The sequence below is a fragment of the Serratia sp. CY38905 genome, from assembly GCF_052168875.1.
Classification (GTDB): Bacteria; Pseudomonadota; Gammaproteobacteria; order Enterobacterales; family Enterobacteriaceae; genus Serratia; species Serratia sarumanii.
Genome location: NZ_JBJNLV010000008.1, coordinates 178344 through 198178, shown reverse-complemented (window position 1 = coordinate 198178; position 19835 = coordinate 178344). Strand labels below are relative to the sequence as shown.

14 protein-coding genes are annotated in these 19835 nt (G+C 62.6%); 9 read left to right on the top strand and 5 right to left on the bottom strand.

All coding sequences use genetic code 11. From position 1 onward, the window contains the following. Positions 1-191: 191 nt before the first annotated feature. The 3 genes from ACJ8MK_RS17730 to ACJ8MK_RS17720 all read left to right on the top strand — a co-directional run bounded on the left by ACJ8MK_RS17730 (position 192) and on the right by ACJ8MK_RS17720 (position 7751). Complete coding sequence (locus ACJ8MK_RS17730) at positions 192-3215, top strand: autotransporter outer membrane beta-barrel domain-containing protein (protein ID WP_442517941.1); 3024 nt, start codon at positions 192-194, stop codon at positions 3213-3215. 202 nt (positions 3216-3417) lie between these two features. Further along, on the top strand, positions 3418-6444 hold the full coding sequence (locus ACJ8MK_RS17725) for an autotransporter outer membrane beta-barrel domain-containing protein (protein WP_442517947.1): 3027 nt from the start codon (positions 3418-3420) through the stop codon (positions 6442-6444). A gap of 455 nt (positions 6445-6899) precedes the next feature. Next, positions 6900-7751, top strand: a complete 852-nt coding sequence (locus ACJ8MK_RS17720) for a helix-turn-helix domain-containing protein (RefSeq protein WP_033636393.1) — start codon at positions 6900-6902, stop codon at positions 7749-7751. Here the strand turns inward: ACJ8MK_RS17720 and ACJ8MK_RS17715 are convergent. The 3 genes from ACJ8MK_RS17715 to ACJ8MK_RS17705 all read right to left on the bottom strand — a co-directional run bounded on the left by ACJ8MK_RS17715 (position 7741) and on the right by ACJ8MK_RS17705 (position 11527). Next, complete coding sequence (locus tag ACJ8MK_RS17715; protein WP_033636392.1) at positions 7741-9525, bottom strand: ATP-binding response regulator; 1785 nt, start codon at positions 9523-9525, stop codon at positions 7741-7743. The genes ACJ8MK_RS17720 and ACJ8MK_RS17715 overlap by 11 nt on opposite strands. Continuing rightward, complete coding sequence (locus ACJ8MK_RS17710) at positions 9522-10016, bottom strand: molybdopterin-dependent oxidoreductase (protein ID WP_033636391.1); 495 nt, start codon at positions 10014-10016, stop codon at positions 9522-9524. Before ACJ8MK_RS17710 ends, ACJ8MK_RS17715 begins: the two co-directional genes overlap by 4 nt. Before the next feature lie 161 nt (positions 10017-10177). Continuing rightward, positions 10178-11527: an aminotransferase-like domain-containing protein gene (locus ACJ8MK_RS17705; protein WP_049195607.1), complete on the bottom strand. Its 1350-nt coding sequence runs from the start codon at positions 11525-11527 to the stop codon at positions 10178-10180. Positions 11528-11664: 137 nt separating this feature from the next. On the opposite strand from ACJ8MK_RS17705, the gene ACJ8MK_RS17700 reads away from it, so the two are divergent. The 3 genes from ACJ8MK_RS17700 to ACJ8MK_RS17690 all read left to right on the top strand — a co-directional run bounded on the left by ACJ8MK_RS17700 (position 11665) and on the right by ACJ8MK_RS17690 (position 13818). Then, on the top strand, positions 11665-12294 hold the full coding sequence (locus tag ACJ8MK_RS17700) for a LysE family translocator (protein ID WP_442517940.1): 630 nt from the start codon (positions 11665-11667) through the stop codon (positions 12292-12294). 36 nt (positions 12295-12330) lie between these two features. Further along, positions 12331-13182 carry a PhzF family phenazine biosynthesis protein gene (locus tag ACJ8MK_RS17695; protein WP_442517939.1) on the top strand — a complete coding sequence of 284 codons (852 nt, stop codon included), beginning with the start codon at positions 12331-12333 and terminating at the stop codon, positions 13180-13182. A 69-nt stretch (positions 13183-13251) separates the two neighbouring features. Beyond that, positions 13252-13818: a DinB family protein gene (locus ACJ8MK_RS17690; RefSeq protein ID WP_442517938.1), complete on the top strand. Its 567-nt coding sequence runs from the start codon at positions 13252-13254 to the stop codon at positions 13816-13818. Between the two features lie 77 nt (positions 13819-13895). Here the strand turns inward: ACJ8MK_RS17690 and gorA are convergent, their stop codons facing one another. After that, the gene (gene gorA / locus ACJ8MK_RS17685) at positions 13896-15248 is read right to left on the bottom strand and encodes a glutathione-disulfide reductase (protein ID WP_103830361.1); all 1353 of its coding nucleotides are present in this window, start codon (positions 15246-15248) and stop codon (positions 13896-13898) included. 130 nt (positions 15249-15378) lie between these two features. Continuing rightward, positions 15379-16221 (bottom strand): 23S rRNA (adenine(2030)-N(6))-methyltransferase RlmJ, encoded by an 843-nt coding sequence (locus ACJ8MK_RS17680; RefSeq protein ID WP_004931012.1) that lies wholly within the window; start codon positions 16219-16221, stop codon positions 15379-15381. Between the two features lie 214 nt (positions 16222-16435). Here ACJ8MK_RS17680 and ACJ8MK_RS17675 point away from each other — a divergent pair, with 214 nt between their 5' ends. The 3 genes from ACJ8MK_RS17675 to rsmJ all read left to right on the top strand — a co-directional run bounded on the left by ACJ8MK_RS17675 (position 16436) and on the right by rsmJ (position 19812). Then, complete coding sequence (locus tag ACJ8MK_RS17675) at positions 16436-16897, top strand: HIT family protein (RefSeq protein WP_442517937.1); 462 nt, start codon at positions 16436-16438, stop codon at positions 16895-16897. 117 nt (positions 16898-17014) lie between these two features. After that, positions 17015-19057 (top strand): oligopeptidase A, encoded by a 2043-nt coding sequence (gene prlC, locus ACJ8MK_RS17670; protein WP_033649387.1) that lies wholly within the window; start codon positions 17015-17017, stop codon positions 19055-19057. Between the two features lie 8 nt (positions 19058-19065). Beyond that, the gene (rsmJ, locus tag ACJ8MK_RS17665; protein ID WP_033654480.1) at positions 19066-19812 is read left to right on the top strand and encodes a 16S rRNA (guanine(1516)-N(2))-methyltransferase RsmJ; all 747 of its coding nucleotides are present in this window, start codon (positions 19066-19068) and stop codon (positions 19810-19812) included. Positions 19813-19835: the final 23 nt, after the last annotated feature.

Here is a 19835-nt window from a genome sequence, read left to right as displayed (position 1 = left end):
TTAAGCGCACTTGAGATTGTTGTGCTTTATTTATTTGGTATTACCAAACTGTTACACAAAAAATCTTATAAAACATTTGCAAACAACAACGGACGGTATCTGGGATGGAGAAGAAACTTAGAGGAGTCAAATCCGCTCGGGCGGCCTTCGGCTGGCCTGAAATCGGAGTTCATCGCGCACAATGGAGCGCGATGCTGATCTGCCTGACGGCGATCGGCGGGGCGCAGGCCGCCAGCTATATAGAGAACGGCAAAGCGGGCGATCCGGCCAGCTGGCGCAGCAGTGAATTCAACGCGGAATGGGGGCTGGGGGCGATCCACGCCGACCAGGCCTACGCCGCCGGTTATACCGGCAAAGGCATCAAACTCGGCATTTTCGATCAGCCGGTCTACGCCAAGCACCCCGAGTTTTCCGGTCCTGATAAGGTGATCAATCTGGTTACCGAAGGCATCCGCGAATACACCGATCCCTATATCCCGGTGAAGAAAGGCGATGACTTCCGCTATGACGGCACGCCGAGCGTGGATTCCGACGGCACGCTCGGTTCGCACGGCACCCACGTGGGCGGCATCGCCGCCGGCAGCCGCGACGGCGGCGCCATGCACGGCGTGGCGTTCAACGCGCAGATCATCAGCGCCGAAAACGGCGATCCCGGCCCGGAGGATGGCATCATCCTCGGTAACGACGGCGCGGTTTACCAGGCCGGTTGGGATAAGCTGGTGGCCAGCGGCGCGCGCATCATCAACAACAGCTGGGGCATCGGCATTACCGATAAATTCGCCAAGGGAGGCAAAGATCCCGCTTATCCTCATTTCACGGTCGACGATGCGCAAAAGCAGTTCGATCAGATCAAGGTTATCCTGGGCACCAAGCCCGGCGGCGCCTATCAGGGCGCGATCGATGCGGCGCGCAGCGGCGTGGTCACCATCTTCGCCGCCGGTAACGATTACAACCTGAACAACCCGGACGCCATGGCCGGCCTGGCGTATTTCGTGCCGGATATCGCGCCGAACTGGCTGTCGGTCGCCAGCCTGCAGGATCCCACCAATAGCGGCGATTACAGCATCAGCACCTTCTCTTCACGCTGCGGCTACACCGCCAGTTTGTGCGTCTCGGCACCGGGTACCCGGGTATACAGCTCGGTGATCGAAGGCACCAGCGTGGAGAATCTGACGACCGGCTACGCCAAATACAGCGGCACCTCGATGGCGGCGCCGCACGTGGCCGGCAGCGTCGCGGTGCTGATGGAGCGTTTCCCGTATCTGAATGGCGCACAGGTGGCGGAAGTGCTGAAAACCACCGCCACCGACATGGGGGCGCCGGGCATCGACGCGCTCTACGGCTGGGGGATGATCAACCTGGGCAAAGCCATCAACGGCCCTGGCATGTTGGCGACCGTCGAGGATATTCCCGAAGAATTCCGCATCCCGGATCCGACGGGCGTGGCTTACGGCCCGACCCAGTTCGTGGTGGATCTGCCGGGCGTTGGCGCGGTGCTGGACAAGGGCAAACCGACCGAGCGCGTCTGCAGCAGCGATCTTTGCGGCCTGGACTTCTGGAGTAACGACATCTCCGGCCACGGCGGCCTGACCAAGCAGGGCATCGGCACGCTGGTGCTGACCGGAACCAACACCTATTCCGGCCCGACGCTGGTCAATCAGGGGCGGCTGGCAGTCAACGGCTCGGTCACCTCGGCCGTCAGCGTGCAGAGCGGCGGCATCGTCGGCGGCAGCGGTACGGTCGGTTCGCTGACCGCCCGTGATGGCGGCACCGTGGCGCCGGGCAACTCGATCGGTACCCTTAACGTGGCCGGTAACGTCAGCTTCGAGCCGGGTTCGCGCTACGCGGTGGAAGTGGGGCCGAACGGCCAGAGCGATCGGATCCAGAGCAGCGGATCGGCGACGATCGGCGGCGGCGAGGTGGCAGTGACGCTGGAGAACAGCCCCAACCTGCTGACGCAAAGCGAGGTGCGCAGCCTGCTGGGCCAGCAGTACAACATTTTGAGCGCGCAGCAGGGGGTGAGCGGGCAGTTTGACGCGGTGGCGCCGAACTACCTGTTCCTCGGTACCGGGCTGAGCTACCAGCCGACCGGGGTGACGCTGAGCGTCGGGCGCAACGGCACCAGCTTCGCCAGCGTGGCGCAGACCTCGAACGAGCGGGCGGTGGCGGTGGCGGCGGATGCGCTGGCGGCGGGCAACCCGGTGTACGAGAGCCTGCTCGGCAGCGGCACGGCGGGCGAAGCGCGGCAGGCGTTCCGCCAGCTGTCGGGGCAAATCCATGCGGACATCGCGTCGGCGCTGGTGAACGACAGCCGCTACCTGCGCGAGGCGCTGAACGGGCGCCTGCGTCAGGCGGAAGGGCTGGCGAGCTCGTCGGCCATCAAGGCGGATGAGGGCGGTGCCTGGGCGCAGCTGCTGGGGGCGTGGGACCACGCGTCGGGCGACGCCAACGCCACGGGTTATCAGGCCTCGACCTACGGGGTGCTGGTGGGGCTGGACTCGGCGGCGGCGGACGACTGGCGGCTGGGGGTGGCGACCGGCTACACCCGCACCTCGCTGCACGGCGGGTACGGGTCGAAGGCGGACAGCGACAACTACCACCTGGCGGCGTATGGCGACAAGCAGTTCGGGGCGCTGGCGCTGCGCGGCGGGGCGGGCTACACCTGGCACCGCATCGACACCAAGCGGTCGGTGAACTACGGGATGCAGTCGGATCGCGACACGGCGAAGTACAGCGCGCGCACCGAGCAGCTGTTCGCGGAAGCGGGCTACAGCGTGCAGGGTGAGTGGCTGAATCTGGAGCCGTTCGTGAACCTGGCGTACGTGAACTTCGAGAACAACGGCATCGCGGAAAGCGGCGGCGCGGCGGCATTGCGCGGCGACAAGCAGCACACGGACGCGACGGTGTCGACGCTGGGCCTGCGTGCGGACACCGAATGGCAGGTGAGCCCGGGCACGACGGTGGCGCTGCGCAGCGAGCTGGGATGGCAACATCAGTACGGCAGTCTGGAGCGTGGCACCGGGCTGCGGTTCAACGGCGGCAACGCGCCGTTCGTGGTGGACAGCGTGCCGGTCTCGCGCGACGGCATGGTGCTGAAGGCGGGGGCGGAAGTGGCGGTGAACGAGAACGCCACGCTGTCGCTGGGCTACGGCGGGCTGCTGTCGCAGAACCACCAGGACAACAGCGTCAACGCCGGTTTCACCTGGCGCTTCTAAGCACAAACACCATCGATTCAATCCTTGTACCGGAACCGTCTGCGGACGGTTCCTTTTTCACATCCTGCTAATGAAAGCCCGGCGCACCTGAGGCGTCGGCCAATAACAAGCAAAAGGTAAGGAAATGACAACAACAATGGGTTTTGATAGCAAAGGAAATGCTCGCCGCTCGCCGTGGCGGCTGAACGCGCTGGTCTGCTGCATGGCGCTGGCGGGGTATGCACAGGCGGCGCCGCACGAGGTGAACGGCCAAGCCGGCGATCCGGCCAGCTGGCGCAACGCCGAATTCAACGCCAACTGGGGGCTGGGGGCGATCCACGCCGATGAGGCCTACGCCGCCGGCTATACCGGCAAAGGGCAGAAGGTGGGCATTTTCGATACCCCGGTCAACCGCCATCCCGAGTTCGCCGGCGACGGCAAACTGATCAACGTGGTCACCGAAGGCTATCGCGCCTACACCGATCCGCACCGGCCGGGCATTAACGCCGGCGACCGCTTTTACTTCGACGGCACCTTCCACTTCTACAGCGGCTCACAGGGCATGCTGAGCAATCATGGGGTGCACGTTGCGGGCATCAGCGCCGCCAACCGCGACGGCGTCGGCATGCACGGCGTGGCTTTCGATTCGCAGGTGATCAGCGTCGATAACGACAACGACGGCCCGGCCTATGGTGAATTCCTCGGCCTGGACGGCGCCGTCACCAATGCCGGCTGGCAGGCGATGATCAACAACGGCGTGCGGGTGATCAACAACAGCTGGGGCGTCAGTATTCCCGACTTTCTGTCCGACGGCGGCCGCGATCCTAACGCGCTGCACTTTGAGCTGAAGGATGCGCAGGAACAATTCGATCAGGTCAAACCGCTGCTCGGCAGCCTGGCCGGCGCAGGCTATCAGGGCGCCATCGACGCCGCGCGCAAAAATATTCTGGTGCTGTTCGCCGCCGGTAACGACGGCAACTACAACCAGCCGGATGTGATCAGCGGGCTGGCCTACTTCGTGCCGGACATCGCGCCAAACTGGCTGTCGGTCGCCAGCGTGGCGCAGGATGCGGCATCGACCAACAGCGTGCCTTACACCATCAGCAGCTTCTCTTCCCGCTGCGGCTATACCGCCAGCTTCTGCGTCTCGTCGCCGGGCAGCAAAATCTACAGCACCGTGGCCAACGGTTCCGATCCGGCCAACCTGGTGTCGGACTACGGCAATAAAAACGGCACCTCGATGGCGACGCCGCACGTCACCGGCGCGGTGGCGGTGTTGCTGCAGCGTTTCCCGTACATGAGTTCGGCGCAGATTGCCGACGTGCTGAAAACTACCGCCACCGACATGGGCGCGCCGGGCATCGACGCGCTCTACGGCTGGGGGATGATCAACCTGGGCAAAGCCATTAACGGCCCGGGCATGTTCTATACCGTCGAGGATATTCCGGCGGAGTTCCGCATCCCGGATCCGACGGGCGTGGCCTACGGCCCGACCCAGTTTGTCGCCAATATTCCGGGCCTGGGCGCCGAGGTGGATGCCGGCACGCTGCACGCCAGAAAGTGTGACGACATCAGCTGCGAACTGGAAGTCTACTCCAACAACATCTCCGGCCACGGCGGCCTGACCAAAGAAGGGATGGGCACGCTGGTCATGACCGGCGCCAACACCTATGCCGGCCCGACGCTGGTCAATCAGGGGCGGTTGGCAGTCAACGGCTCGGTCACTTCGGCCGTCAGCGTGCAGAGCGGCGGTATTGTCGGCGGCAGCGGCACGGTGGGTTCGCTGACTGCCCGCCGCGGCGGCACCGTGGCGCCGGGCAACTCGATCGGTACCCTGAACGTGGCCGGCAACGTCAGCTTCGAGCCGGGTTCGCGCTACGCGGTGGAAGTGGGGCCGAACGGCCAGAGCGATCGGATCCAGAGCAGCGGATCGGCGACGATCGGCGGCGGCGAGGTGGCGGTGACGCTGGAGAACAGCCCCAACCTGCTGACGCAAAGCGAGGTGCGCAGCCTGCTGGGCCAGCAGTACACCATCCTGAGCGCGCAGCAGGGGGTGAGCGGGCAGTTTGACACGGTGGCGCCGAACTACCTGTTCCTCGGCACCGGGCTGAGCTACCAGCCGACCGGGGTGACACTGAGCGTCGGGCGCAACGGCACCAGCTTCGCCAGCGTGGCGCAGACGGCGAACGAGCGGGCGGTGGCGGCGGCGGCGGATGCGCTGGCGGCGGGCAACCCGGTGTACGAGAGCCTGCTCGGCAGCGGCACGGCGGGCGAAGCGCGGCAGGCGTTCCGTCAGCTGTCGGGGGAAATCCATGCGGACATCGCCTCGGCGCTGGTGAACGACAGCCGCTACCTGCGTGAGGCGCTGAACGGGCGCCTGCGTCAGGCGGAAGGGCTGGCGAGCTCGTCGGCCATCAAGGCGGATGAAGGCGGTGCCTGGGCGCAGCTGCTGGGGGCGTGGGACCACGCGTCGGGCGACGCCAATGCTACCGGCTATCAGGCCTCGACCTACGGGGTGCTGGTGGGGCTGGACTCGGCGGCGGCGGACGACTGGCGGCTGGGGGTGGCGACCGGCTACACCCGCACCTCGCTGCACGGCGGGTACGGGTCGAAGGCGGACAGCGACAACTACCACCTGGCGGCGTACGGCGACAAGCAGTTCGGGGCGCTGGCGCTGCGCGGCGGGGCGGGCTACACCTGGCACCGCATCGACACCAAGCGGTCGGTGAACTACGGGATGCAGTCGGACCGCGACACGGCGAAGTACAGCGCGCGCACCGAGCAACTGTTCGCGGAAGCGGGCTACAGCGTGCAGGGTGAGTGGCTGAATCTGGAGCCGTTCGTGAACCTGGCGTACGTGAACTTCGAGAACAACGGCATCGCGGAAAGCGGCGGCGCGGCGGCATTGCGCGGCGACAAGCAGCACACGGACGCGACGGTGTCGACGCTGGGCCTGCGCGCGGACACCGCCTGGCAGGTGACCCCGGGCACGACGGTGGCGCTGCGCAGTGAGCTGGGGTGGCAACACCAGTACGGCGGGCTGGAACGAGGTACCGGGCTGCGGTTCAACGGCGGCAACGCGCCGTTCGTGGTGGACAGCGTACCGGTCTCGCGCGACGGCATGGTGCTGAAGGCGGGGGCGGAAGTGGCGGTGAACGAAAACGCCACGCTGTCGCTGGGCTACGGCGGGCTGCTGTCGCAGAACCATCAGGACAACAGCGTCAACGCCGGTTTTACCTGGCGCTTCTGACGTTCAGCGATCATCGCAATGACCACGGAGCCGGCATGCCGGCTCCGTTTTTATTTGCGGCTGCGGGGTGAGTCCGTATGATGGCGCGGCGCCAGGGCAATAAAAAACCGGGATCCTGACGGATCCCGGCTTAAAAGTGGGTAAAACAGATTAGCGCTAAAGGCTCAAGCCCCGTTTGATTTGCGCAGTCCGAGCGATGTGCTCATCGTCTCAGTAGCGGCAACGGAACAAATTTTCCCTGGTGTTACTATGGTTATTATTAAAAAACGTGCTGGTGTTATTTTTTATAGTGTATTGCTGTATGTCTCTTTTGATACCATGTTTGACGATGCAACATGGTATGTCAAGCAACGTTTTTAACGCATAATTGCATGAGATGCCAGTTTTAGATGTGGCTTTTTCAGCGGAAATAATCAAAACGACTGATAAATCAGTAAAAAAAATCGAAGGAACAAATGGATAACAATCACCAAAAATTCGATTCACAGTCGATTGCCAATCGGGTCAGGGAGCTGTTTTTACATTACGGGATTGGAAAACGTCAGCATGCCCGCGAGCTCAGCCGCATCTTGGATCTGAGTTTTTCACATGCGCACCGCAAACTGAAAGGGCAAAGCCCCTGGACGCTGGAACAGATCAACAGCGTCGCGGCCGCGTTGGGAGAAACGCCGGCGGCGATCGCCGATTTGAGCGCCGAACACGAGACCACCGAGCCAAACATGGCGCGCGATGCCATCTTTTTCGTGGCGGGGGTGGCGATGCCTTGCGTCGGGCACATTGGCGATGAGCTTCCTGCCGGGCGGCCGGCGGAATTTGTGGCGCTGCGCGTGGAAGGGCAGTGGCGTATCTATCGCGCCGATGAGGCACCGGCAGGCCCGCGTTACGGCGTCGATCTGATCGAAATCCGGCCCGGCTTCGGCGACGACGAGCGGCTGAGCATCGCGGTATTGGACGATTCGCATCAGGCGGCCGATGAGCTGGCCAAGTATCTCGGCGGCTGCGGCTTCAACGCGGTGGCGTTTTACGACGTCGACAGTTTCTGTCAGGCATTGCAGCAAAGCCTGTTCGACGGCTACGTGGTGGACTGGCTGATCGGTGAGGAAACGGCGGATCGCTGTATCGCCACCATTCGCGCCTCCGACAACCCGGACGCGCCGGTACTGGTGCTGACCGGCGAACTGGGTACCGACCGACGCGAGTCGGAAATCGCTCAGGCGATGCGCGAGTACGACGTGCTTGGCCCTTATGAAAAGCCGGTGCGGCTCCATGTGATCGAAGCCGCACTGCAACGCTGTTTTAATCTTTAGCGGGGAACACCTCGGCCAGCGCGTTTGACAGCGCATCCAGCCGAACCGGCTTCATCAGGTAGTTATCGAACAGGGCGCGCTGATCCGCCGTCAGCTGCTCCGGCGTGTAGGCGCTGATGCCGATGATCGGCACATGGCGGTTGGGGCCGCGGCGGTTGCGCAGCTGCCTGGCCAGGGCGGCGCCGTCGATGCCCGGCATCTGCAGATCCAGCAACAGCGCGTCGTAAGGGCGTCTGAGCAGCTTCTGCAGCGCGCGCTCCGGCGAGTCGCACAGTTCGTGCTGGTAGCCCAGCTTGTCCAATAGCGCCGCAAAGGCGTCACCCACCGACTTGTTGTCATCCACCACCAGCACCTGCTGTGGCTTCTGCTGCAGAGAGGCATTGGCGGCGGCGGGCGCGTCGGCGCGTTCGTCTTCACTGATCTGCACCGGAATGCTGACGATAAAGGTGCTGCCCTTCTTGATTTCGCTGTACACCGTGATGGTGCCGTCGAGCAATGTCACCAAGCCGTGCACGATCGCCAGCCCCATCCCGACGCCGGCATACTGCTTGGTATGCGACTGATCCAACTGGGTAAAGGGCTTGAAGATCTGATCGAGCTGGTCTTTTTCGATACCGATGCCGGTGTCGGTCACTTCGATAATCAACGAACTGCCGCCCGGCTGGCGGCGCAGGCAGCTGTGCAGCGTAATGCTGCCGCTTTCGGTGTACTTGTAGGCGTTGGTCAGCAGGTTGACGATAATCTGCCGGATGCGCAGCGGATCGGAGTGCACCAGCAGGTGGCTGCATTCCACTTCACAGCTCAGTTTGACCTGCTCTTTGCGGGTCAGGGTGGCGATTTCGTTGGCGGTCTCCGCGATCAGCTTCTGCGCGTCGAACGGCACGATGCGCAATTCCATCATGCCGCTGTCGAGGTGCGCGTAGTCGGTCAGATCTTTCATCTGGCTTTCGATTTGCTGCGCGGCGGTCTCCAGCCGCTGGAAGGTGTCCGCATGCTCAGCCGACACCCGGGTATTCACCAGCACGTCGATGGCCGACATCACGCTCTGCAATGAGGTGCGCAGCTCGTGGCCGATGGCGCCGAGGAAGGCGTTTTTGGTGCGCGTCGCTTTCTCCGCCTCGATGGCCTTGGCCTGCTGGCGAATGGTCAGCCGCTGCTGACGGAACACGATCAGGGTGATGGCGATCAGCGCGATCACCGAGAACATGACGATCACCAGCCCATAGAAAATAATGTGCCGTTTCTCGATGTAATCCTCATAGGCGGCGGTGCGCTGCTTCACCTCGGCGTGGTCGGTCAGGTTGGCCATTTCGATGGCGTAAGGCTTGATGGCTCTCATGGCCGCGGAAACCTGGCCGAAGTCGATTTTCCGACTGCTCAGCAGCTTATCGATGCGATCCATCTGCAGGCGCATCTGTTTGACCACTTCCGGGTAGCCCGGCTCGGCGTACAGCGGCTGGGTCGATTCGGAGACGGTTTCCAGCACGTAAAAACGCGAATAGAGGATTTCGAACCGCAGCCGCAGGTTGTCGTTGTCCACCTGCGCGGCGTGGCTTTGCTGCTCGACCAGCGTGTCGAACTCCGCCAGCTTGATGGAGAACTTGGCGATTGACCAGGAGTAGTTCTCCTGCGTGCCGGCGATGGCATACAGCCCTTTCTTCGACAGGGTGGCGCTGTAGTAATAGAGCGTGACGGTCGAAGCCACTAAAAACAGCGCGGCGAAAATGGCCGGGATCGCCAGCCTGCTGCCGTTCTTAAAGGTCGTCAGCTTCATTTGATCACGATCCTGTCCACTTGCCAGATAAAGCGCGAGTTGTACAACGGCGAGTTCAGTTCAGGCCCGGCGGCGTCGCGCGGGTAAACCAGGAACAGCGGTCCGAAGTTTCTGAGTTTCAGCATCTCCCCGTCCATCTTGTAGGCCAGGATCATGTTGTACTTTTTGACGTCGGACAGCGGCACGTCGATGTAATAGTCGTTCAGCGCATAGAAGGTCAGCGTCTCGCCCTTGGCGCCGACGCGCTCCAGGATATCGGCCACCGAAATCCCTTCGAATTTTCTCTGCGGCGTCCAGGAAGTGGAGGTGGTGATGCTGCGCACCGGCATCGCCAACAGCTGCTTATCGGTGAACAGATAGCTTTTGTTGACCGGGTCGGTCACGTTGTCGATCTTGCCCGCCACTTCGAGGGTAAAGCTGAGCGCGCTGCTCTGGGCGATAATCAGGGCCACGCAGGCCATCGCAAGGGTTTTGCATAGTTTGAACAGCATCGGTGTTCTCCAGAGGCGCGGGGAGGTTGTATCAGTCCCGCTAATTTATCAGGCAGAATAATGGCAGAAAAAGCAGGCGGGCGCGAAAGGAATAGTAAACCGCACAAAAAGAACAGGCCTGAACCGGTCGTCCCGTGCGCGTAACCTTTCCCTTCCGTTTGTCAGCCGTTCCGATGTGCTTTCAACAGCTGCGCCAGCTGTGTCAGGCCTGCCGTTAGCTCGTCCAGCGAAGAGGAACCCAGGCACAGGCGAATGCCCGTTGCCCGTTCGTCGCGGTCCACCATCACGGCGTCCGGCGGCGTCACTTTTACGTTGGCCAATGCGGCGGCGGCGGCCACAGACTCGGCGGTTTCGCGCGGCATCGGCAGCCAGACATGATAAGCGTCGGGATGCGATACGCATTCGCCGGCGTCGAATATCGAGGTGGCCAGATGCACTCTGCGCTGAGCCTCATGGCGCAACGCTTGCGGTATCGCCTCGACCGCGCCGCTGGACAGCCACTCCCCCACCACTGCGCAAGACAGTGGCGAAGGCGCGAAGGGAATATCTTGCAAGGCTTCTTCCGCCGCGTTTTGCATGCCGGGCGGCAGAGTCAGCATACCGATCCGCAACCCCGGGCCGAGCGTTTTCGACAAGCCATTGACATGGAACACCCGCTCGGGTGCCAATGTCGCGAGCGCAGGCGTTGCTGAATGCCCCAAGGCATACACGCCATCCTCGATGATCCAGACATTCGCCTGCCGGCATATCTCGACGATAGCCTGCCTGCGCTCGGCGCTCATGGTGGCCGTTGTCGGGTTATGCAGCGTCGGTGTCAGATAGACCGCAGTATGGCCGCAGGAGACACGCTCGAGCGCGCGAGACAGCGCTTGCGGCACCATGCCTTGCGCATCGATATCGATACCGATCAAGCAATGGCCTTTGCGCCGGGCCAGCGCGATCGCGCCGGGATAGCTGATTCTCTCCGTCAGTATCGTCCCGCGTGGCCCGCAGGCCAGGTCAAAAGCCAGTGAAATCGCCTGACGGGCATTGCTGGTCAGCGCCAGATTCGACGGTTCGATCGTGACGCCGACGTTTTCGAGCCAGCGGGCCAACAAACGTCGGTGCTCCAGATGCCCGGTCGGAGGGGAATAGAGGTTCAGATGATCCGCATCCATTTTCCGCGCAATGCTGGCCAGCGTGCGCGCCAGCAAACGATCGGTCAGCACCGCCGGCGGCACATTGGACGAAAGATCGATTTCGCGTTTTTCACGGGCGTGGCGAATCGCCACGAACATCCCGCGGCCTTTCACGCTGCGTACCAACCCGCGTCGTTCCAGGATGGCATAGGCTTTGGTCACCGTGCCCAGACCGATCTCTAATTGCCAGGCGAGCGTACGGTGAGCCGGCAGACGATCGCCACCCTGCAATTTACCCTCGATAATGTCGTCGCCTAACGCCAACACCAGCCGCTCGACGGTGGTGACTTCCGCATTGGCCAGGCGAGGTTGCCAGGGCGATTGAAGCCGCATGGTGATGCTCCGAAAAATGAATAGTGTCACGTGACACTATTTAAATAGGTGAAAAGTGTAACACATACTATGTTGGTGAAGAGTCCCCGAGTTTTCAACAACGTCTCGGCCGCAAGGCGGGTCAGCGGAGTTTTTCCATGAATGTCAGTCAGCTTGCGTTGGTTTATGGCGCATATCTTCTCGCAACCGCCAGTCCGGGCCCCAGCAACATGGCGATCATGGGCGTGGCGATGCGTGACGGCCGCTCACCCGCACTGGCGCTGGCTGCCGGAGTGGTGACCGGATCGCTGTGCTGGGCACTGTTGGCCGCGACCGGCCTTTCCGCCGTGCTGGCCACATATGCGCAGGCGCTGTGGGCCATCAAAATCGTCGGCGGCGTGTATATGCTGTATCTGGCGCTGCGCGCCGGCCAATCCGCATTACGGGCGTCTCCCGTCTCGACAGGGATAGCGGCAGGGGATGGCGGGCGATCTTATCGGAAGTTGTATCGGCAGGGCGTGCTGATGCATCTCAGTAATCCCAAGGCCATCATGTCCTGGATGGCGATCATGTCGCTGGGTTTGCGACAAGGGGCGCCTGAAGGCGTTTTACCGGCGATTATCGGCGGTTGTGCGTTGCTCGGCGTGACGATTTTCGGGGGGTATGCCCTGCTGTTCTCAACGGCGCCGATGATCGCGTTTTATACCCGGGTGAGGCGCTGGATTGAAGGAATGCTTGCGCTGCTGTTCGCTTGCGTGGGCCTGGAGCTGTTGATATCGCGGGGGTAATCACGCACGCCCGGCGTTAACCTGAGGAGAGAGGCGATGGTTTTTGGCATGCAGATGGTGGATGTCTTTGGCGCCGGGCCACTCGCCGGCAATCCGTTGGCGGTGATCGCGGGCGCCGGAGCGTTGTCGACGGAGGACATGCAGCGCTTGACGCGTTGGTTCAACCTGTCGGAGACGGCCTTTTTACTGCCGCCGACGCACCCACAGGCGGATTACCGGGTGCGAATATTCACGCTGGATCGTGAAATGCCGTTTGCCGGGCACCCGACGTTGGGCAGCTGCCATGCCTGGCTCGCTCTGGGAGGGGCGCCCAGCAACGAGACGGAGATCATCCAGGAGTGCGGAGCAGGATTGGTGAGCATTCGTCGCGAGGGAGGGCGGTTGTGTTTTGCCGCGCCACCGTTGATTCGTTCCGGGGCGCCGTTAGGAGAGACGTTGGCCGACGCGTTGCAGTTTTTGGGGATCGCGTCTGATGAGGTGCTCGATGCCGCCTGGATCGATAATGGCCCGGGGTGGCTGGGGATCCGGCTGGCCAGCGCCGAGCGGGTGCTTTCCCTGACGCCGGCGAGAAGCTGGCCGCGCAGAGTGGACATTGGCGTCGTCGGCCCACATGCCGAGGGTGACGCAGCCTTCGAAGTGCGCGCTTTTTTGAGCGATCATCTTGGCGCTATCGTCGAAGATCCGGTCACCGGCAGTCTCAATGCCTCCCTGGCCCAGTGGTTGTTCGCAAGCGGCGTGGTCAGCGGCGGATATATTGCCGCTCAGGGCCGCTGTCGTGGGCGCAACGGGCACGTGCATATCACCCGCGACGAGGGTGGCCGGATTTGGGTGGGCGGCAATACGCGCATTCAGGTCGAAGGGCGGTTGCAAGGGATTGGCACGGCGTAGAACGCGTCGCCGCACTGTGTGCGGCTGAACGGAATATCGATTTTCATCCGATGATAAGGAGTGAACAGTATGTTTGCGATGCCACAAAACGATACCCCCGTCGAAGCTGATATCACTCAGCCGACGACGGTCATCGATACGTTGAAAATGCTGGTACGTTACAAAGCGTGGGCGAATGCGCTGACCTTTGACACCGTAATGTCTTTGCCGGCCGGTGAAGCCTTGCGGCCGCGGCCGACCCGTTTTGGCAATATGGTGCATACCTTGAATCATGTCTATGTGGTGGACGATATCTTCAGGCACCACCTGCAAGGTCGAAAACATGGCTACCTCGCGCGCAACACCGAGCAAACGCCCGCGCTTGACGCTCTGCGGTGTGCGGTGGAGGAAATGGACCACTGGTATATCGAACAGGTGGATAACTGGTCGCCCGAGGCGCTGGCGCAGGTGGTGCAGTTCGAATTCGTCGGCGGGGGGGAAGGTCGCATGACGCGCCAGGAAATCGTGCTGCATGTCGTCAACCACGCGACCTATCATCGCGGTTTTGTCGGCGATATGCTCTATCAGGTGCCCTTCGCTTCGCCAGCGAACGATTTGCCGGTGTTTCTTCGCGATCACTACCACCGGGCGCCGTGAGGCGAGCGAGATAAATAAAAAAGCCAGACGCTTTCGCGCCTGGCCTGTTATGCGCCGGAACTCGGCGAGGCTGCGCCTCAGCGCATGGTAACGAACTCTTCCGCCGCGGTCGGGTGGATCGCCACGGTGTTGTCGAAGTCCTTCTTGGTGGCGCCCATCTTCACCGCCACGGCGAAGCCCTGCAGGATTTCATCCATGCCGAAGCCGATGCCGTGCAGGCCGACGATTTTCTCTTCTTTACCCGCGCACACCAGCTTCATGCGGCACGGCTGGCGGTGCTGCGTCACGGCGCTGTACATGGCGGTGAAGGAGGATTTGTACACCTTCACGTTGTCCGCGCCGAACTTCTCGATGGCTTCCGGCTCGGTCAGGCCGATAGTGCCGATCGGCGGGTGGCTGAACACCACGGTGGCGATGTTGCTGTAATCCAGGTGCTCATCCGGCTTGTTGTTGAACAGGCGCTCGGACAGGCGGCGGCCGGCGGCCACGGCGACCGGGGTCAGCTCTACCGCGCCGGTGTTGTCGCCCACCGCGTAGATGCCTTTGACATTGGTGTTCTGGAACTTATCGACGTCAATGTAGCCTTTCTCATTGGTTTTCACCCCGGTAACGCCGAGGTTCAGGTTGTCGGTCGCCGGTTCGCGGCCGATGGCCCAAATCAGGCAGTCGACGGTGAATGCCTTGCCGTTTTCCAGCTGCAGCGTCAGGCTGCCGTCGGCGTTCTTGACGATCGCTTTCGGCACCGATTCGGTATGCAGGCTCGGCCCTTCGGTGTTCATCACTTCCACCAGGGTTTCGACGATCATCGGATCGAAGCTGCGCAGCGGCGCGTGTTTGCGCACGAACAGGTGCGTTTCCGCGCCCAGCGCGTTCAGCACGCCGGCGATCTCCACGGCGATATAGCCGGCGCCGACTACGGCGACGCGCTTCGGCATGGCGTCCAGCTCAAAGAAGCCGTCGGAGTCGATGCCGTATTCCGCACCCGGAATAGCCGGGTGGCTCGGGCGGCCGCCGGTGGCGATCAGGATGTGGTCGGCGGTGATGGTCTCGCCGTTCACTTCCACGGTGTGCGCATCCACGAAGCGCGCGAAGCCTTTGATCACGTCGACCTTGTTCTTGCCCAGCACGTTATCGTAGGAGTTGTGGATACGGTCGATATAGGCGGTGCGGTTGGCGACCAGCTTCTTCCAGTCGAAGGCGTTGACGGTGGTGTCGAAGCCGTAGTCCGGGCCGTACTGATGGATGGCCTCGGCGATCTGCGCCGCGTGCCACATGACTTTTTTCGGTACACAACCCACGTTTACACAGGTGCCGCCCAGCTCTTTGGCTTCAATCAGCGCACACTTTTGGCCGTACATGGCTGCCCGGTTGATCGATGCGATACCGCCGCTGCCGCCGCCAATTGCTAGATAATCGTAATGTTTCGTCATCTGGGATTTCCATGAGTTGTGAATTTGAAGAGGGTAAGAGTTTAACGCCTGACCGGGGTTTGTCGCAAAGATTGCGTCGATGGCTGCGATAGGTGGACGCAGGGCGCGGCGAACAGCGCCCTGCCGGGGATTATTCCGGTACCACCCAGTTCACCAGATGGTGGCCGATGCCCGACGGCACCAGCACCTTGTGCAGCCACGGCAGCACGTTTTTCATCTGCTGTTCCAGTTTCCACGGCGGGTTGATGACGATCATGCCGGAGGCGGTCATGCCGCGCTGATCGCTGTCGGGTTTCACCGCCAGTTCGATCTGCAGAATGCGGCGAATGCCGGTGGCTTCCAGATCGCGCAGCATGCGTTTGATCTGCTGGCGCATCACCACCGGGTACCACAGCGCGTAGGTGCCGGTGGCGAAACGCTTGTAGCCTTCCTGAATGCCTTTGACCACGTCCTGGTAATCGGTCTTCATTTCATACGGCGGGTCCATCAGGATCAGGCCGCGGCGCGACAGGGGCGGCAGCTGGGATTTCAGCTGCTGATAGCCGTCGGCGCGCTGCACTTTGGCGCGCTCGTCTTTCTGGAACTCGCTGCGCAGCAGCGGGTAGTCGCTCGGGTGCAGCTCGGTCAGGTGAATTTTGTCCTGCGGGCGCAGCAGCTGGCGGGCGATCAGCGGCGAACCGGGGTAGTAGCGCAGCGTGCCGGAACGGTTGAAGTTGTGCACCACGCTCATGTAGGCCGCCAGCTCTTCCGGCAGATCGTCGCGCTGCCACAGCAGGCCGATGCCTTCCAGGTATTCGCCGGTGCGCTCGGCGTGTTCGCCGCTGAGCTGATAACGGCCCGCGCCCGAGTGGGTATCCAGATACAGGAACGGCTTCTCTTTTTCCTTCAGCGACTCGATGATCAGGCTCTGAACGGTGTGCTTGAGCACGTCGGCGTGGTTGCCGGCGTGGAAACTGTGGCGATAACTTAACATGACGGGTGGCGGTTCCTTGTGCTCCGCAGGCGGAGCATTCAATGCAATAAGGCTTATAATCTGCACAGTATAAACTGTCTGGCCGGGAAAAACCGGACTCCGTTGCCGCAGACGTTCACAGAAAGGGACAGGACGATGAGCAAACGGGCGTTCTGGCGGCCGGTGTTCGAAGCGTTCGAATGGGTTGAAACGCTGTGAATCACAAGGAGAAAGGATGAGCTGCATTTTTTGCGACATCGTGGCGGGCAAGGCGCCGTGCCATAAAATCTGGGAAGACGACGACCATCTGGCGTTCCTGTCCATCTTCCCCAACACCGACGGTTTTAGCGTGGTGATCCCCAAGGCGCACCACCCGAGCTATGCCTTTGACCTGCCGGACGAGGTGTTGGGCGCGCTGATGCTGGCGAGCAAGCGGGTGGCGAAGCAGCTGGATCGCGCGTTCGACGACGTCGGCCGCTGCGGCATGGTGTTCGAAGGTTACGGCGTCGACCACGTGCACGCCAAACTGATCCCGCTGCACGGCACCGCGTCGCTGGAGCAGTGGCGGCCGATCGAATCGACCTCGCCGAAGTTTTTCGCGCGTTACGAGGGCTATATCTCCTCCCACGACGCCGCGCGCGCCGACGACGAGCAGCTGGCGGCGCTGGCCGCCCGCATCCGCCAAAGCGCCGTTTAAGGCACCAACGATCAACGCCGGGCATTGATTTTCCTGTTGTCTGGCTCCATGTTAGAGATTCATACGCATTTTAAGGCTCGCCCCACGGCGGGCCCCAACGCTAATCAGGACTGCCCTATGACAAATCCGTTGCTGACCCCGTTTTCCCTGCCGCCGTTCTCGGCGATCCGCCCTGAAGATATCGTGCCTGCGGTGCAATCCGCGCTGGCGGACTGCCGCGCCGCGGTAGAGCGCGTGGTTGCGCAGCCGGGGCCGTTCACTTGGGACAATCTGTGTCAGCCGCTGGCGGAGTCGGACGATCGGCTGTCGCGCATCTGGTCGCCGATCGGGCACCTGAACTCGGTGAAAAACAGCCCGGAGCTGCGCGCCGCCTATGAGCAGGCGCTGCCGCTGCTGTCCGAGTACGGCACCTGGGTCGGCCAGCACGAAGGGCTGTACCAGGCCTACCGCAGCCTGAAAGAGGGCGCGGCGTTTGAGGCGCTGAGCGTGCCGCAGCGCAAGGCGGTGGACAACGCGCTGCGCGACTTCGAACTGTCGGGCATCGGCCTGTCGGCGGATAAACAGCAGCGCTACGGCGAGATCGTCGCGCGCCTGTCCGAACTGGGTTCCACTTACAGCAACAACGTGCTCGACGCCACCATGGGCTGGAGCAAACTGATTACCGACGAAGCCGAGCTGAGCGGCCTGCCGGAGAGCGCCCTGGCGCAGGCACAGGCGATGGCGCAGGCCAAAGAGCAGGACGGTTGGCTGCTGACGCTGGACATGCCGAGCTACCTGCCGGTGCTGACCTACGCCGACAACCGCGCGCTGCGCGAAGAGATGTACCGCGCCTTCGCCACCCGCGCCTCCGATCAGGGGCCGAACGCCGGCAAATGGGACAACAGCGAAGTGATGGCGGAAACGCTGGCGCTGCGCCATGAGCTGGCTCAGTTGCTGGGCTTCGATACCTACGCCGACAAGTCGCTGGCGACCAAAATGGCGGAGAGCCCGGAGCAGGTGATCGGCTTCCTGAGCGATCTGGCCAAGCGCGCCCGCCCGCAGGCCGAGCAAGAGCTGGCGCAGCTGCGCGCCTTCGCCAAACAGCACTATGGCGTGGACGAGCTCGAAGCCTGGGACATCACCTATTACGGCGAAAAACAGAAGCAGCACCTGTTCTCCATCAGCGACGAGCAACTGCGCCCGTACTTCCCGGAACAGCGGGTGGTGGAAGGGCTGTTCGAAGTGGTGAAACGCATCTACGGCATCACCGCCAAAGAGCGTAAAGACGTGGAGACCTGGCATCCGGACGTGCGCTTCTTCGATCTGTTCGCCGCCGACGGCGAGCTGCGTGGCAGCTTCTACCTCGATCTGTACGCCCGCGAAAACAAACGCGGCGGCGCCTGGATGGACGACTGCGTCGGCAGCCTGCGCAAGGCCGACGGCACGCTGCAAAAGCCGGTCGCTTACCTGACCTGCAATTTCAACCGCCCGCTGGGCGACCAGCCGGCGCTGTTCACCCATAACGAAGTGACCACGCTGTTCCACGAGTTCGGCCACGGTCTGCACCACATGCTGACGCAGATCGATACCGCCGGCGTCTCCGGCATCAACGGGGTGCCGTGGGATGCGGTCGAGCTGCCGAGCCAGTTTATGGAAAACTGGTGCTGGGAGCCGGAAGCGCTGGCGTTTATCTCCGGCCATTACCAGAGCGGCGAGCCGCTGCCGAAGGCCATGCTCGACAAGCTGCTGGCGGCCAAGAATTACCAGGCGGCGCTGTTCATCCTGCGCCAGCTGGAGTTCGGCCTGTTCGATTTCCGCATGCACTTCGAATACAGCCCGGAAAAAGGGGCGCAGATCCTGCCGACGCTGGCGGAAGTGAAGAAAATGGTGGCGGTGGTGCCTTCGCCAAGCTGGGGCCGCTTCCCGCACGCCTTCAGCCACATCTTCGCCGGCGGCTATGCGGCGGGTTACTACAGCTACCTGTGGGCGGAAGTGCTGTCGGCCGACGCCTACTCGCGCTTCGAAGAAGAAGGGATTTTCAACGCCGAAACCGGCAAATCCTTCCTCGACAACATCCTGTCGCGCGGCGGTTCGGAAGAGCCGATGGCGCTGTTCAAACGCTTCCGTGGCCGCGAGCCGCAGCTGGATGCTATGCTGCGCCATTACGGCATTAAAGGATAACCCGACACGTGAGCGTGTGTTTATTGTGTGAAGCAGGCGCCGATCCCGGCGCCTTGTCTGTTTTGGCGCAGCGCTGGCGGCTGACGTCCGACGACGACGCGCCGATGGCGCTGGTACTGACCCCGCAGCGGCTGGAGCTGCGCAAGCGCGACGAGCCGAAGCTCGGCGGAATCTACGTCGATTTCGTCACCGGCACCATGGCGCACCGGCGCCGCTTCGGCGGCGGCCGCGGCGAGGCGGTGGCCAAAGCGGTCGGCATCAAGGGCAGCTATCTGCCGGACGTGGTGGACGCTACCGCCGGGCTGGGGCGCGACGCCTTCGTGCTGGCGGCGCTGGGCTGTCGGGTGCGGATGCTGGAGCGCAATCCGGTGGTGGCGGCGTTGCTGGACGACGGCCTGCAGCGCGGCTATCAGGATGCGGAAATCGGCCCGTGGCTGCGCGAGCGCCTGACGCTGCTGCACGCCTCCAGCCTGACGGCGCTGGCGGATCTCAGCCCGCGCCCCGAAGTGGTGTATCTCGATCCGATGTTCCCGCACAAGCAAAAAAGCGCGCTGGTGAAGAAAGAGATGCGGGTGTTTCAATCGCTGGTGGGCAGCGACGATGACGCCGACGGCCTGCTGGAGCCGGCGCGCCGTTTGGCGACCAAGCGCGTGGTGGTGAAGCGCCCGGACTACGCGCCGCCGCTGGCCGACGTGCCGGCGCACGCCGCCACGCTGACCAAAAGCCACCGTTTCGATATCTACATGCCGCTGTAATGTCTGCCGGGCCCGCCGTGTCG